This window comes from Grimontia kaedaensis (assembly GCF_023746615.1).
Lineage (GTDB): Bacteria > Pseudomonadota > Gammaproteobacteria > Enterobacterales > Vibrionaceae > Enterovibrio > Enterovibrio kaedaensis.
In genome coordinates this window covers 816,247-830,104 of record NZ_CP082276.1, presented here as the reverse complement: position 1 = coordinate 830,104, position 13,858 = coordinate 816,247, and the positions used below count along the sequence as shown (strand labels likewise).

Here is a 13,858-nt window from a genome sequence, read left to right as displayed (position 1 = left end):
AAATCGATCTGCTTTTTAGAAGTAGTGTTCTGCGCCGATAGAGAAGTAACTGTCGTTTTCTAGGTAAGCAATGGGTTCGTTACTGGACATGGAAGAAAGATAGTAACCTTCTGCTATCCATTTCCAGTGTTCATTGATGCGCCCAGAGGCAGTCAGTTTGTAGATGGGTGAAGTCTGATCAAAGTCGAACAACCCAGACAGCAAAAACTCGGTATCTTGGACATCATTCGCTTGCCAACGCAAACCAAGAAAAGCATCGTTGTTGTAGATAGTAGGTGGCGCGTATGTATCCCTATTGTCCCATGCGTATTCGGCAATTAAACCAAGAGTACCTTGGCTAAAGGAAAAACCGTACACCGAATATTCAAACCCTGTGACTAGGGTAAAGTAGTCACTGCCTTCCCCAGATTTAAACGTCCCTTCCCATTTGAGTAAGAGGTCATCCTGTGTCCATTGTAACTCGGTACCGAGCTGGAATATTCGTGCGTATGAGGCTTGCCAGTCATTAGGACGTTCGACGAGCAAAGGTTCTCGGCTATTGCCGTAAAAAGCGCTAATGCCAACGTCTAATGCATCCTGCCAAAAACCAATCCGTATCGCGCTATCGAGGGTGTTCTCTCCATCAGAATAGATCGCATTATCGTCGACAGGCTTAATCAAGGTTCGGCGTTGATCTGGTTCTCTAAACTTACGAGGTTGGTGGAATGGCAACAACAGCATTTGCACATCTCCCCAGTCAGGTAACCAACGCGCTTGAAGCATGGGTTGCCCCATTTTCTCTTCATACCCCAAGGAGATGCGCCCATCATATTGATTTACTACGTTGACGGGTTGGTAGACTTCCGTGACACCCCAATAAACCACACCATAGCCAAGCAGCCATTCGATCGTTTCTCCCGCATAAGTGATATTGGCTTCGCGCAGATTGATGAACCCTTGTTCGGACTGAAACTCATATTCCACATAAGGACTGAAGGTTACTGCCCAGCCAGAATCGTTCCACCACAGTAGACGAGGAGCAATAAGAGCTCGATTGGCGAGTGTGTCACAGCATTGCCCCATTTGTGCCTCGTCTTTGTAGAGGTCTGCGGTTAACCCAACAAAACCCTCTGTCTGCCAATCGGCAAACCCTGCCGATGAGAAGGAAAGAGACAAACTGGTGAGTAGTAAGGTGCGCACTTTACTCATCAGTTTTGCCTGTATGCGTTACGGAGTTGTTTGGGTTCAAACTGGCTTTGTGGAACATCTACACCTAGCGTCATGTTTTTCCATGACAATGAAGAGGAACGCTTGTTTTTTAAGTTGTCCATTTGAGCAAACTTCGGACGCCAGTAGCGTTGGTTATGTTGCTCATAATCGGAGAGGGTTAGCTGCTTAAACAACGTGCCTTTTCGGTCGTAGTATTCGATTTTTCGTGGTTGATAAATGTCTTGATCAATCCAAGCGACAAGTTTCGAGTAGCCGGAATTTTCGTAGCGAGGGAAGCAAGCCAACAGCCAGTAACTTTGCCCATCTTGTGTTTTTTCTTCGACGAGCTCATAGCGATATTTGTCCAACTCCCACGAACTCATGTCTTCATAAGCAAACTCACTGCCCATAAATGGTCCTGAACGGTTGTTAGAAGAAATGCGTTTAACCCTTTTGATAGAAGGTAAAAACAGCCATTGATCATCCGCTTCGATGGCGTGGCTAAACGTAAGTAGGGCGGTTCCTGCAATGTCTCGTGGCGCTTGGAAGTAAGTGATGATCTTATCGCCATCGTTCTCCTGCTCGATACCTTTGATGGTCAATTGTCTGCGTACCGTGTCGCCATTGGCTGCGACGATCGACATTTCCACATCCGATGTATAGGAAACATATCCGGTATCTCGACTGATCATTTCCTTTGCTACATCGAACCCGGAGACACCCTCAGCGGCGGCCGTTGCTGAGAGTGTCATGAGCAATCCGAAAAACATCCTCATAGTTAACTCCTTGTTGAAGGACGAGTTTTGTTGTGCAAGTTACAAGAAATCAGACAGAGGTGAACCTGTACGAGTGGACAGTCTCAGCGGGTATTCGGACAGGATAAAAATAGAAACATAGGAGGTAGCATAAAAACTCCGCAACCAATGTGATTCGCACAAGGACTATTTGTTTTTATGGAGCTTAATCTTTCAGGTAAGGAAATTAACGAGGTAGTCACCAGTATTGATGACATTTTGGGCCCCTCGGAACAGCGCTACTTCGGTGAAGGCTACAAGCGCACTCAATATGAATGCAACATCAATTACGACACGGATTCTGCACAAGGATTAGTAAGTGTTGCGTATCGAACAGATTGGTCACAAAAGAAGACGCAATCTCGTCGGCCTCATCTTAGTACGATTGATGCGTTTCTGATTGCTGGTCGTGTCTCCTACGCGATCATCAAACGCCATTATCAGTTGTCAGCCCACCAGTCGTCTCAAGCGTGGATCCGCCACGTGTCGATTAAAGCTGGCGCAGAAGCGTTAGAGGATCTTGATGCGGTGCGCCTTTCTGCCCAGTTACTTGATACCGGCAGTTCACAAGACAGTTTGTTTGGCACCTTAACTCGTGTCAAAACCAAGCTCGACAGTATGGAAATTGAAGTGATCATCGATCATGAGACGGAAGCGGATCACTCGCAATCTGTCGTGTCATTTTCGGATGAGGATGAGTACTTCAACAGCGATTTCCGTTTGCGTCATTGCCACCTTGCGAACAACACCTTTTGTGACGCCATTTGTGCAGTCTCCAGTGACTTGCTGTTTCAATGCCCAGGCAAACCATCAACGGGCGCGATGGGGCATTACCCCAATGCACTGATGATGGTGGATTGGCTGACTTGTTTTGCTCAGCTGTCGCAGTTGTTGATGTATCGCCTCGATAAGCTAGATCGTAATGAGACTCACAACTTGTGGATGCGCTCTGTTACGGTCACAACGCCGTACCCCATCATCCCTCGTCGTAAACACACACTCACACTTCGCAGCATGAAGAGTTCTTTAGTGAAAAAGAAAGACTCTTCATGGCGACTTGCCACCGTAAACGGCTCGGTTTCCGGCCATCCAGAGTTCAATATAACTGCAAAACTATGCCATCAATTACCACAAGGAGAACCAGCGTGAAAATTGCCATTTCAGGAACGTACTCAACCGGAAAAACGACATTAACGGAAGCGCTGGCGATCGCGACTCAAGTTCCACGAACTCAAGCGCGCACCATGCGTGAGATTCTACCAGATGCGGTGCCGGGTAAAACCTTAGAGCAGTGTAATCCTGCGGAGCTGCTGAACTTGGGGCTTAGTCGTTTGAGTGAGCGTGTTGTGAATGAAGAGCGATGTGGTGATCGCTTTTTCTCTGATGGTTCTTGTTTGCATGAATGGGTGTATGGGGCAGCTCGCTTGGAAACAGGGATTAACCCAAATGACAGCGACTTGGTTTTGGCTATGAAAAGACTGATAGGCAAACCGTATGCGTCAATTCACCGTGGTTACATTGATGCTTTTGGCAACGTTGCAAAGCGTCATGCGAAAAAGACTTACAGCAAGTTTGTGCACCTGCCGATTGAATTTGATTTGGTGGAAGATGGCCACCGTCCTGTGTCTGAAAGTTTTAGAACGCTCTCCAATGATCTTCTGCTCTCTACTGTGAAAGAACTCAACATCCCTTACATCACGGTTGGCGGTGATTTGCGTCATCGATTGATTACCATCGCGGAACACTTTGAGTTGCCTTTGTATGTCGACCCAGATGAAGCGATCGAAAAAGCGGTGAATAAGGTGAAAGCAGAAGCGATAGAAATAGAAAACCACCGCCTGTCTGTGTTGGCGACTCAGTAGGCTTAATTCAAAGGAAGTCTCGAATAATGAAAAAATGGACAAAACCCAGAGCTTTGCTCGCCCTTGTGGGGTGGCTCTGCATCATGGCCCTAGCGTTTGTTGGCTTAGGGAAACTCGGCTTAAACAATGACTATAAAGTGTTCTTTAGCGACGACAATCCAGATTTGATCGCGTTTGAGAGCATCGAAGAAAAATACAACAGCAATGACAGCGTATTGATTGTCTTGCACCCGAAATCGGGCGATGTCTTTCAGGAAAATGTGCTGAAAGCGGTCATGGAACTGACGGAATATGCGTGGCAAACACCTCACTCATATCGTGTGGATTCATTGACCAACTACCAATATACCCATGCTCAAAATGATGACCTGATCGTCGAAGATTTTGTGAACACAAACCAACTCATTGATACCGAGCTGCTTGCAGAGAAGAAAGCCTATGCGCTTAAACAACCTGAGCTGGTTAATCGTTACTTAGCTCAAGACGCGAACTCGACGGCAATCAATGTGTTGGTGCGTTTGACGACGGAAGGTCAGTCCGAAGAAGTGCGTGAAATCGCGCAGTTCTGGCAAGACAAGATTGCTGAAACTCAAACACGTTACCCTGATGTGCAGTTTTATCTGACGGGGCAGGTGATGCAAAATGACGCGTTTGGTGAGGCGACACAGCGAGATATGGGCAGTTTGGTGCCGGGCGCATTGCTGCTGATTGTCATCGGCACGGGCATTTATCTGCGTAGCTTGTGGAGTTCGGTGGTAGTGACATTAACCATCATCTCTTCAATCTTCATCGCGCTTGGTGCTGCAGGTTGGCTCGGCATGGCAATTACCTCTCCGTCTGCATCTGCACCGCTTATCATTTTGACCATGGCGGTAGCCGACTGCATTCACTATTTGCAAGGCTATAAACACGCGCTGAACAAAGGCGAAACCAAGCTGGTGGCTTTGCAGCAATCGATGGAGAAACATCGTTTACCCATTATTCTGACCAGTTTGACTACTGCGGTTGGTTTCTTGTCGATGAACTTCAGTGACTCCCCTCCGTTTAACGATTTGGGCAACATCACCGCGATGGGCGTGATTGCTGCTATGTTCCTGACGTTGTTCTTCGTACCTGCGCTTTTGGCCGTGTTACCAGCAAGAAAGAGTAAAGTAGTGAAGCGCTCAGGGCTTGCTAAGCCACTTGAAGCCATCGCTCGCTGGGCCATGGTGAAACCTGGATTAAAGATTGCTGTAGTTGTACTTGGTGGTGGCGTCATTGCTGCAAACTTGGTTCGAAACGATATAGATGACACCTTGTTTGAGTATTTCGATGAATCCTATGCGGTGCGTCAAGCGAACGATTTCACCTACGCTAACTTAACGGGTGTGGCGAGTATTCAATATGCGATTCGACCAGAACAAGGTGAACTGATTACCTCTCCTGATTTCCTGCATAAGTTGGATCAGTTTGTTCAACAGGCTCGCCAAACCGAAGGCGTGTATCACATTCAATCGCTGACTGACATCATGAAGCGCTTGAACAGCAGCTTGCATAACGATGAAGCAGGTGAATATCGTCTCACCAGTGATCCTGAGTTGTCTGCTCAAACACTTTTGCTTTATGACATGTCGCTTCCTTACGGATTGAACCTCAGCAACCAAGTCGCGTTGGATAAAAAAGAACTGCGCGTTATCGTAACGGCGAAGAAGATGTCGTCCAATGATTTGATTGCTCTAGAATCGACGTTACGCAGCCAGTTGTTAGGCTTATTTCCTGAAAGCAGCGTTAGTCCTGGAGTGAGTGCTGACATCATGTTTGCGCACATTGGTTATCGCAACAACGTGAGCATGTTGACGGCGTCTGCCGCGGCACTATTGGTGATTTCCTTCCTCATTGGTTTGATTCTGCGCTCGGTTCGCCTTGGTGTGATTAGCATCTTGCCAAACATCTTGCCGGCCTCCATTGCCTTTGGTTTGTGGGGACTGAGCATTGGTGAAGTTGGCTTGAGTCTTTCCGTCATTGCGAGTATGACGCTAGGTATCGTCGTGGATGACACCATTCACTTGCTCTACCGTTATCACACGTCTCGTAAGGAAGGGAAGTCGGAAGAAGAATCGATTGTTACCGCCGTTCGAGAGACTGGCTTGGCAATCATAGGTACCACCATAGTGCTCAGTGCAGGCTTCTTTGTGTTGGCGAGCAGTTCCTTCAAGATGAATGCGGACATGGGCCTGATGACCGCAATCACCATCATTATCGCGCTTGTGCTTGATTTGTTGTTGATTCCTGCCTTGCTTAAAGTGACTGGGAAATCAGCCAAAGCGGCACAACACAAACCACAAACCACAAACCGCCTAATTTACTGACACTCTTGGCTTGTACCACTTGGCTTAGGATATTCGTCCTAAGCCTTTTTTAATCCTCGTACCAGCCTAACTCGATCGCTTTTGACACGGCATGCGTTCGGTTATGTACGTCCAACTTACGATAAATATTTTGTAGGTGGTATTTGACGGTACGTTCACTGATGTTGAGTAAGCGGCTGATTTCCCAATTACTCTTACCCAGTTTTAACCAAGGAAGCAACTCACATTCTCGAGTCGTCAGTTGGCTCTCTGGAGCAGGTAGCGTTTCCACTCGGATGTTACGATCACAGACATAACTTGAAGCCATATAGAGGTGGGGCGTTAAAAGATATAACGCGTCGATCTCTTCGCTGGAAGGTTGGCGGTCACCAAAGGAGGTGAGGTAAATGGCCTTCTTGTCGCCATGATATCCGGCCAGCAGTAAGCGCTTACCGTAATCTGGATGGGTATGTGAGTCCATCAGAGCCATGATGCCGTGATTGGATTGTTGTAATGCCGCGATTAACGGGTCACTTTCGGCGGTTTTTTTACTAAAACAGTTGGCAAATTGATCGGTAGAGAAACCATAACAGACAGGGTCTGGGGCGTAATCATCACCAAATAAACCGAGGATACTGAATTCAAAATCAATTTCGTTTTGTAGTTCTCCAAACCAAGCATGAATAGCGTCAGAGCTTCCGGCGCACCTGAGCTGGTTGGAGAGTTCGAACAGTCTTAGCTTGTCCATAAGCAAATGCCTTTCCTAGCAACGTTGTTTAATGTGTTGTGGTTATCCACTTTTATTATGCATGTCTTTTAGTATACCCAAGCGGCCTCAAAAAAGGGATTGAGAGTCCGGCTTTCAGAGCGATATCAAATGGGTCAGCCTGTCCACGTTCGCGGCCTTCAATATCGGCGCCACTGCCGTGGGTCGCTGTTTCGTGACCATCGCGATGTGTGAAAATTAACAGGGTTTCCAGATCGCCAGTACGGTTTGCCAAAGTTGCAGTCGCTTTGTAGCTCTCATCAGCACTGTAGTAACCGCCTTTAACGCTGGCATGCTTGTTTTTCTTGATAGTCATAATGTCCACTCTTTGAAGTGCCTAAGAGTTCCTAATCAGTTTTCTTCAGGCAAAAGAAACCTACTCACACTGGTTTCCGTGTGATTTTTATCGTTATGGGATAACTCAGATCAGGCCCTCAGAATAAGGGCCTGCTAAACGCGCGATTAGGCGTTTTCTTCTTTCATCGTCTTCACGTGACCTTCATTCAGGTGGATCACGGAAAGCATGTCTTCACCCGACACATCAAATGCCTGACCGAAGCCTTTCACGTAACGGCCGATGACTGGATTCAAACGGTATAGGTTGAAATCGCCAAGTTGGCTGAGGTTGTCGATCATCTCGCCCAGACGATCACTCATTACCTGAATTGCCGTTTTCCAGTGCTCTGAATCTCGCTCAATCAGTTCTGCATTGGTGTCAAACGACAGGCAGCGACGCGCAAAGATCGATCGCGCCTCGCTTTCGTCTTCGATCATCATGATAGAGACGGCTGTGCGGTGCTTGAGGTTTTGACCATGGGTAGCGAGATCTGATACCAGAATGTAGTAACCCATCTCAGAGAACGCGAAAGGTGCATAGCTGGTATGTGGCTTACCTTCTTTGTCTACCGTGCCCAATTGAAGCGTATTGCGAGAAATACCCGGGCTACATGCTTCGTTACTTCAGAGAAAATGACATTGATATCGCGATGGAAAATGGCGACCTGGAAGTCATTGCCAGCGCTTCAGTCGATTTTATCTCGTTCAGTTATTACGCCAGTGGCTGTGCAAGTGCTGACCCAAAGCAAAAAGAGGTCGGAAATATCGTTGCCAGTGTGCCAAACCCTTATCTGGACAAGAGCCAATGGGGCTGGCTCATCGACCCGAAAGGCCTGCGTATTTTGCTGAATTTCCTCTATGACCGTTACCAGAAGCCTCTGTTCATCGTTGAAAATGGGCTGGGCGAAATCGACGAACTGGATGAAAAGGGTGAGATTCAGGATGACTACCGCATTGCTTACCTTAATGACCATTTAGTTCAGGCCAGTGAAGCCATGTTAGACGGTGTGGAGTTAATGGGATTCACAACGTGGGGACCGATTGATCTCGTCGCGAATTCCACCGCGGAAATGCGGAAACGTTATGGTTTTATATATGTCGACCGAAACGACGACTTTACCGGCACATTGGAACGCAAACGTAAGAAGAGCTTCTTCTGGTACCAGGATGTGATTAAAACCCAGGGTGCTTCGCTGACAGTGAAATAATCCGTACCGCTCAAGAAAGTAAAAAGCCCTGCTGATGCAGGGCTTCGATTTATGTTTTGTTTGTTATCAACCAACTTGAAGGTTGCCATACAGGGTTTGATAAACCCCCTCTTCTTGCACCAGTTCACTGTGGTTACCGCTTTGTGCAACCTTGCCATCTTCCAGCACATAAATCAGGTCGGCCTGTTTCACTGCAGACAAACGGTGCGCCACAATCAGTGTGGTTCGGCCTTGCAGGAAGTTATTCAGTGCTTCATGCAATGCGGCTTCTGTTGCGGTATCCAGCGCTGAGGTTGCTTCGTCCAAAATAACCAATTTCGGGTTGGTCAGGATCATACGCGCAATCGCTAGGCGTTGACGTTGTCCGCCCGAAAGCTTGAGACCTTGTCGACCCAACTGGGATTCCAATCCGTTATCCAGCTTATCGACAACATCACTTAGCTGAGCAATTTCCAGAGATTGCCACAGCTGATCGTCAGAGAAGTCGGTTCGCCCTAATGTCAGGTTTTCACGCAATGTATCGTTGAAGATCATCGGTTGTTGCAATACCACGGCCGTATGCTGGCGCAGGGTTTCGTAACCAATCTCTTCGACAGGTTTACCATCAATCAGGATTTCACCGTCAGACTTGCGATAAAGCCCCAGCAGCAGTTGAATTAACGTCGATTTACCGCCACCTGATGCGCCAACCAGCGCCACACGCTTGCCTTGAGGAATGTTCAGAGAAAGACCGTTCAACACCGTTTTTTCACTGTCATAACTGAAGGTCAGGTCGCGACATTCCACGCCAAAGGTTTCTTTGCATTCCAACGGATCTTTCTCGGATGCGTTGCGTGGCTCTTCATCCAATGCAAGCAGACCGTTCAAACGTTTCATTGCTGCAGAAGCACTGAACCATGCATATTGAATACCGAGCAGTTCTTGAATCGGGCTGAGCATAAACCATAGGTAGCCAAATACTGCGAAGATCTGGCCAATGGTCAGGTCGCTGAACAGCACCATCAGCATCGCCGCCGCACGGAATAGCTCAAAACCGATCAGGAACATTAGGAAGGAAACACGCCCTGCCGCTTCTGACTGCCAGGCGTACTTATCAGCATCGTGGCGAATCGCTTCGGCATCTGTCTTCAGAACATCAAGATAAGCACGTTCACGGTTAGCAGCACGAAGCTGATAGATGCCATCCAGCGTCTCTACCAGACGTTGCTGGAAGCGCTCAAAAGATTGGTTCTCGGCCTTCTTCAGGTGCTTAACGCGTTGGCCCATCTTGCGGGAGAGGTAAATGACTAATGGGTTAACCAGCAAAATGAACAAGCCAAGCGCCCAGTCGAGCCATAATAGGATAATTGCGGTACCAAAGACCGTCAGAACACCCACCACAAAACGGCTCAAACTGTTGCCGAGGAAAGAGTCGATAGTCTCGATGTCCGTCACCAGATGAGAACTCACTCCCCCGCTGCCACGCTCTTCGTATTCTTTCATACTGATGCGGCCAAGCTTATCGAGGAGTTGCTGGCGAATATTGCAAGTGATGGATTTGGACACTAGGGTAAACTGACGGCTTTGCCATATATTCAGCGCCTGGCTGACAATCCTCATCACAATCACCAGTATCAGCACCATGACGATATAACTGGCTGGTTGCTGCAGTGACTCAGGCAAAATCTGGTTGAAGAAATTCACCCCACCGGCAGGTTTGTTTAGCAGCACCTCGTCGACCATTAGCGGCATAAACAGAGGAATTGGCACGCTGATGAGCGTCGCACAGATAGCGATAAGGTTGGCGGTAATCAGGCGTTTCTTGTGCTTTTTCGCCTGATCAATCAACCAACGTGTCGAAATGGTTGTTAGCGTACTGCTAGTCACTGTATCTCCAGAATTCTTTGTCATTTTTATTATCATGTACCTTCTGAGCATAACTCAGGCTAGAACCGAAAACACCCCAGAGAAATCCGGGGTGTTTATCTTCAGAGGGTATTCTGCGTTTAGAACACGTATTCGGCTTCTATACCCCAGTTACGTCCTGGTTGCGTGCGACGATCAAGTCCGTCTGTGGTTGATTCCGCACCAATCAGGTCGTTGTAGTCCCAATATTTCTTATCAAAGGCATTAAACAGACCGGCACGCAGCGTCAGATCTGTCACCGGGCGGTAGAACGCTGTCACATCTGTTACAGCGTAACCTGGTGCACCCACGTTTTCAGTTCCGTTTGAGTTACTCCAATCAGAGCCGGATTTACCCGCAACAGCTTTCACTGACAACTTACCACCGTAAGTGTTTTCAACGTCGGCATAGCCCAGCGCAAAGTAACCAGAAAGTGGAGCGACAGTATCCAGCGCTTCACCGTTTTCTTTGTCTTCACCTTGGGTGTAAGCCACGCTCATGTCACTAAATAGACCTGTAGGGGCGCCAAACAGCACATCCAACGCCAAATGTGTTTTCAGTTCAGCACCATAGATTTCTGCTTTGCTGATGTTTTCTTTGGTCCAAAGTTCTTTACCCTGGCCGTTGTCATCAGCCAATTTGTGCGTTTCGATAAAGTTTTTGTAGTCGTTGTAATAGACCGAGAACTCAATACGACCGAAGTCCTGAGTGAAGCGCAGACCAGTTTCGTAACCAATGCTCTCTTCCGGCTTCAGGTTCGGGTTTGCCTCGAATACCGCACCACTTGCCGCGTCAGTTTCATAGAAGTAGTAAAGGTCTTGAAGTGTTGGTGCTTTGTAACCCTGACTGATATTACCGTAGCTGCTCAGACTTTCGGTCCAGTGATAAACCGCACCCAGTTTCGCCGTTAACGCATCACTTTTGGACTTTGGATTATCTTCTGAAGCTTGTTTTGGCTCTGCGGTAAACTTGTCATAGCGAAGACCCGCATTCACTACCAGTCGTTCTTCCAGGAAGAAAGCTTGATCCTGTATAAAGATACCCCATTTCACTGAATCTGCGTTTGGCACTTCACCGGTTTTATCTACTGACGTACCCGCTTTGTAACCCTCTAGGTAATAATCGCGGTAATCCAGATCAAACTCGTTAGTGATGTAATTCACGCCATAGCTGATTTCGTGGAAGCTGTTCTCAAGTTCAATGGCCTTGTCGAACTGGGCATCAAACTGGGCGCTCTTATCTACACCGTTACGCATGCGCTGACGGTATCCATGACCAAATGACGTTGGCGGCTGTGGCGTTTCATCAAAGGTGTTGTGATTACTTTCACTTTCCAGGGCGGTCACTTGCCATTTCAGGTGGTCGAACGCGACGTTGTTCGCTTGCCATTCATGCTCGAAGGTGACGCGCTTGCGTTTGTCTTCATCACTGGCGCTGTTACGCGTATATACGAAGCCTGGTATGATTTCATAGCCTTCGTTAGACAGCACCAGGCCACCTGCTTCCCGGTTATAAATCTCACCCGTCAAGCCAATTCGATGCGCATCATTCAACTGATAGAAAGCTTTCAGCAAAAGGTTGTCTGAGTTGATATCAAATGGGTCAGCCTGTCCACGTTCGCGGCCTTCAATATCAGCGCCACTGCCGTGGGTCGCTGTTTCGTGACCATCGCGATGTGTGAAAATTAACAAGGTTTCCAGATCGCCAGTACGGTTTGCCAAAGTTGCAGTCGCTTTGTAGCTCTCATCAGCACTGTAGTAACCGCCTTTAACGCTGGCATAGGTGTCATCACCCTCAGCGACCAGAAGGTCGCCCGGGTTCTTGGTGCGGATGATCACCGCACCGGCCAGTGCATCACTGCCGTATAGGCTGGAGGCAGGACCTTTGCTTATCTCAACACGCTGCAAGGTGTCGGTCTCAACGGTGTTGTTGTATTTGCGCATCACATCTGCGCCTGGGTTGAACGATGAAGGTTGTTCAACGCCATCCACCATGGTTTTTACGTAGTTGTCGCTCAAACCACGAATATTAAAGCCTGAGTTACCGAAGCGACCCGTGCCCGGCATCGACACGCCCGGCTCATTCGCAATCGCCTGCTCAAGATCTTGAGCAAGGTTCTCTTCGATTGTTTCGCTGTTCACTACATCAACAGAAGCGGCTACATCACTGATGTTTTGCTCACTTCGGGTTGCAGAGACAACCACTTCGTCAAAGGTATAAACGTCTTGGGCTGAAGCACTGCCCGCACAGAGAAGGCCGACCAAAATCGCCAGCTTGTTTTTCTTGATAGTCATAATTTCCACTCTTTAAAGCGCCTGAGAAATCCCAATTAGTTTTCTTCAGGCAAAAGAAACCTACTCACACTGGTTTCCGTGCGATTTTTCTAGTTATGGGAGGTGATATCAGGCCCTCAGAATAAGGGCCTGATAAAAGAGATTAAGCGTTCTCTTCTTTCATCTTCTTCACGTGACCTTCATTCAGGTGGATCACGGAAAGCATGTCTTCACCCGACACATCAAATGCCTGACCGAAGCCTTTCACGTAACGGCCGATGACTGGATTCAAACGGTATAGGTTGAAATCGCCAAGTTGGCTGAGGTTGTCGATCATCTCGCCCAGACGATCACTCATTACCTGAATTGCCGTTTTCCAGTGTTCTGAATCACGCTCAATCAGTTCGGCATTGGTGTCAAATGACAGGCGGCGACGCGCAAAGATCGAGCGCGCCTCGCTTTCGTCTTCGATCATCATGATAGAGACGGCTTTGCGATGCTTGAGGTTTTGACCATGGGTAGCAAGATCTGAAACCAGAATGTAGTAACCCATTTCAGAGAAAGCGAAAGGCGCATAGCTGGTATGTGGTTTACCTTCTTTGTCTACAGTGCCCAATTGAAGCGTGTTGCGAGAATCACGAAACTCCTGGATTTCTGGGCCTAGACGGTTTTGTAAACGTTCTGCTTTGTCACTCATTTTGCCAACTCCTGCTTCATGGCGTTAAACAGTTCAATTTGTTCTGGGAATAGCTGACGCTTTTTGTCACGGCCAAGGTAAATCTTAAATACACAGTGACCAGTGTTGTCGAAGAAACCAATGTAGTGGCTCTCAGCACCACGGAATGGCTTACTGACAAATGCAATGTCAGAGACCAAATCCAGACGAAGATGACCATGTAACTGGCCTTCGCGCCCCATCAGGTTATAGTAACCGTGTGCAACTTTTCCTTTCGGAAAGGCCGCTTTAAATTCAAAGACAGAGCCACCAGAATGTACGATGGTGGTCACCTTGCCCCATAGTGGCATTGCTTCCAGAATGGTCTGTGCAAGTTCACCCTTCACGTGGGAAATCATACTTTCTGGGAGTGCCAGCGTAATTTCACCTTCCGTCAGTTTCAGTGAATCCACCATGTTTGATACTGGTGTGTGCTCATCCTGGGCCAGATATTCAGCCACGCGCTTTTTGGTTTCTTCCGTCACGATGATCGCTTGTTGCATCG

The 13,858-nt window shown here is 47.9% G+C and carries 10 protein-coding genes and 3 pseudogenes; 4 read left to right on the top strand and 9 right to left on the bottom strand.

The genetic code is table 11. The features are described from left to right. Window positions 1-15: 15 nt before the first annotated feature. The gene (locus K6Q96_RS20560) at window positions 16-1,188 is read right to left on the bottom strand and encodes a malate transporter (RefSeq protein ID WP_251882302.1); all 1,173 of its coding nucleotides are present in this window, start codon (window positions 1,186-1,188) and stop codon (window positions 16-18) included. Then, complete coding sequence (locus K6Q96_RS20555) at window positions 1,188-1,958, bottom strand: outer membrane lipoprotein-sorting protein (RefSeq protein ID WP_353621795.1); 771 nt, start codon at window positions 1,956-1,958, stop codon at window positions 1,188-1,190. The genes K6Q96_RS20560 and K6Q96_RS20555 overlap by 1 nt, the downstream gene beginning before the upstream one ends. Before the next feature lie 183 nt (window positions 1,959-2,141). Between K6Q96_RS20555 and K6Q96_RS20550 the strand changes: the two genes are divergently transcribed. From K6Q96_RS20550 to K6Q96_RS20540, 3 genes are read left to right on the top strand one after another with little or no spacing between them, the layout of a single operon-like run. Next, window positions 2,142-3,131 (top strand): AvrD family protein, encoded by a 990-nt coding sequence (locus K6Q96_RS20550; RefSeq protein WP_251882300.1) that lies wholly within the window; start codon window positions 2,142-2,144, stop codon window positions 3,129-3,131. Next, window positions 3,128-3,844: an ATP/GTP-binding protein gene (locus tag K6Q96_RS20545; protein WP_251882299.1), complete on the top strand. Its 717-nt coding sequence runs from the start codon at window positions 3,128-3,130 to the stop codon at window positions 3,842-3,844. Before K6Q96_RS20550 ends, K6Q96_RS20545 begins: the two co-directional genes overlap by 4 nt. Window positions 3,845-3,870: 26 nt before the next feature. After that, the gene (locus K6Q96_RS20540; RefSeq protein WP_251882298.1) at window positions 3,871-6,192 is read left to right on the top strand and encodes an efflux RND transporter permease subunit; all 2,322 of its coding nucleotides are present in this window, start codon (window positions 3,871-3,873) and stop codon (window positions 6,190-6,192) included. A 49-nt stretch (window positions 6,193-6,241) separates the two neighbouring features. Here the strand turns inward: K6Q96_RS20540 and K6Q96_RS20535 are convergent, their stop codons facing one another. The 3 genes and pseudogenes from K6Q96_RS20535 to hutZ (K6Q96_RS20525) all read right to left on the bottom strand — a co-directional run. Continuing rightward, complete coding sequence (locus K6Q96_RS20535) at window positions 6,242-6,919, bottom strand: response regulator transcription factor (RefSeq protein WP_251882297.1); 678 nt, start codon at window positions 6,917-6,919, stop codon at window positions 6,242-6,244. Between the two features lie 121 nt (window positions 6,920-7,040). Beyond that, window positions 7,041-7,232 (bottom strand): annotated as a pseudogene (locus K6Q96_RS20530) (hypothetical protein); the annotation flags it as partial. Between the two features lie 167 nt (window positions 7,233-7,399). Further along, window positions 7,400-7,870: pseudogene (gene hutZ / locus K6Q96_RS20525) on the bottom strand (heme utilization protein HutZ); the annotation flags it as partial. Between hutZ (K6Q96_RS20525) and K6Q96_RS20520 the strand changes: the two are divergent. Next, window positions 7,870-8,481 (top strand): annotated as a pseudogene (locus K6Q96_RS20520) (family 1 glycosylhydrolase); the annotation flags it as partial. The pseudogenes hutZ (K6Q96_RS20525) and K6Q96_RS20520 sit on opposite strands and share 1 nt — an antisense overlap. A gap of 66 nt (window positions 8,482-8,547) precedes the next feature. On the opposite strand, the gene K6Q96_RS20515 reads toward K6Q96_RS20520, so the two are convergent. The 4 genes from K6Q96_RS20515 to hutX form a co-directional block, all read right to left on the bottom strand. Further along, window positions 8,548-10,371: an ABC transporter ATP-binding protein gene (locus tag K6Q96_RS20515; protein ID WP_434802186.1), complete on the bottom strand. Its 1,824-nt coding sequence runs from the start codon at window positions 10,369-10,371 to the stop codon at window positions 8,548-8,550. Between the two features lie 95 nt (window positions 10,372-10,466). Beyond that, window positions 10,467-12,659: a TonB-dependent hemoglobin/transferrin/lactoferrin family receptor gene (locus tag K6Q96_RS20510; protein WP_251882295.1), complete on the bottom strand. Its 2,193-nt coding sequence runs from the start codon at window positions 12,657-12,659 to the stop codon at window positions 10,467-10,469. Between the two features lie 142 nt (window positions 12,660-12,801). Then, window positions 12,802-13,335, bottom strand: a complete 534-nt coding sequence (hutZ, locus tag K6Q96_RS20505) for a heme utilization protein HutZ (RefSeq protein ID WP_002535867.1) — start codon at window positions 13,333-13,335, stop codon at window positions 12,802-12,804. Then, window positions 13,332-13,856 carry a heme utilization cystosolic carrier protein HutX gene (gene hutX / locus K6Q96_RS20500; protein ID WP_251882294.1) on the bottom strand — a complete coding sequence of 175 codons (525 nt, stop codon included), beginning with the start codon at window positions 13,854-13,856 and terminating at the stop codon, window positions 13,332-13,334. The genes hutZ (K6Q96_RS20505) and hutX overlap by 4 nt, the downstream gene beginning before the upstream one ends. Window positions 13,857-13,858 lie beyond the last annotated feature (2 nt).

Excerpts from the sequence above, each read along its gene's own strand:
- K6Q96_RS20540 (WP_251882298.1), top strand. The coding sequence starts at position 3,871 with ATGAAAAAATGGACAAAACCCAGAGCTTTGCTCGCCCTTGTGGGGTGG.
- K6Q96_RS20535 (WP_251882297.1), bottom strand. The coding sequence starts at position 6,919 with ATGGACAAGCTAAGACTGTTCGAACTCTCCAACCAGCTCAGGTGCGCC.
- K6Q96_RS20510 (WP_251882295.1), bottom strand. The coding sequence starts at position 12,659 with ATGACTATCAAGAAAAACAAGCTGGCGATTTTGGTCGGCCTTCTCTGT.
- hutZ (WP_002535867.1), bottom strand. The coding sequence starts at position 13,335 with ATGAGTGACAAAGCAGAACGTTTACAAAACCGTCTAGGCCCAGAAATC.
- K6Q96_RS20515 (WP_434802186.1), bottom strand. The coding sequence starts at position 10,371 with ATGACAAAGAATTCTGGAGATACAGTGACTAGCAGTACGCTAACAACC.
- K6Q96_RS20555 (WP_353621795.1), bottom strand. The coding sequence starts at position 1,958 with ATGTTTTTCGGATTGCTCATGACACTCTCAGCAACGGCCGCCGCTGAG.
- hutX (WP_251882294.1), bottom strand. The coding sequence starts at position 13,856 with ATGCAACAAGCGATCATCGTGACGGAAGAAACCAAAAAGCGCGTGGCT.
- K6Q96_RS20560 (WP_251882302.1), bottom strand. The coding sequence starts at position 1,188 with ATGAGTAAAGTGCGCACCTTACTACTCACCAGTTTGTCTCTTTCCTTC.
- K6Q96_RS20550 (WP_251882300.1), top strand. The coding sequence starts at position 2,142 with ATGGAGCTTAATCTTTCAGGTAAGGAAATTAACGAGGTAGTCACCAGT.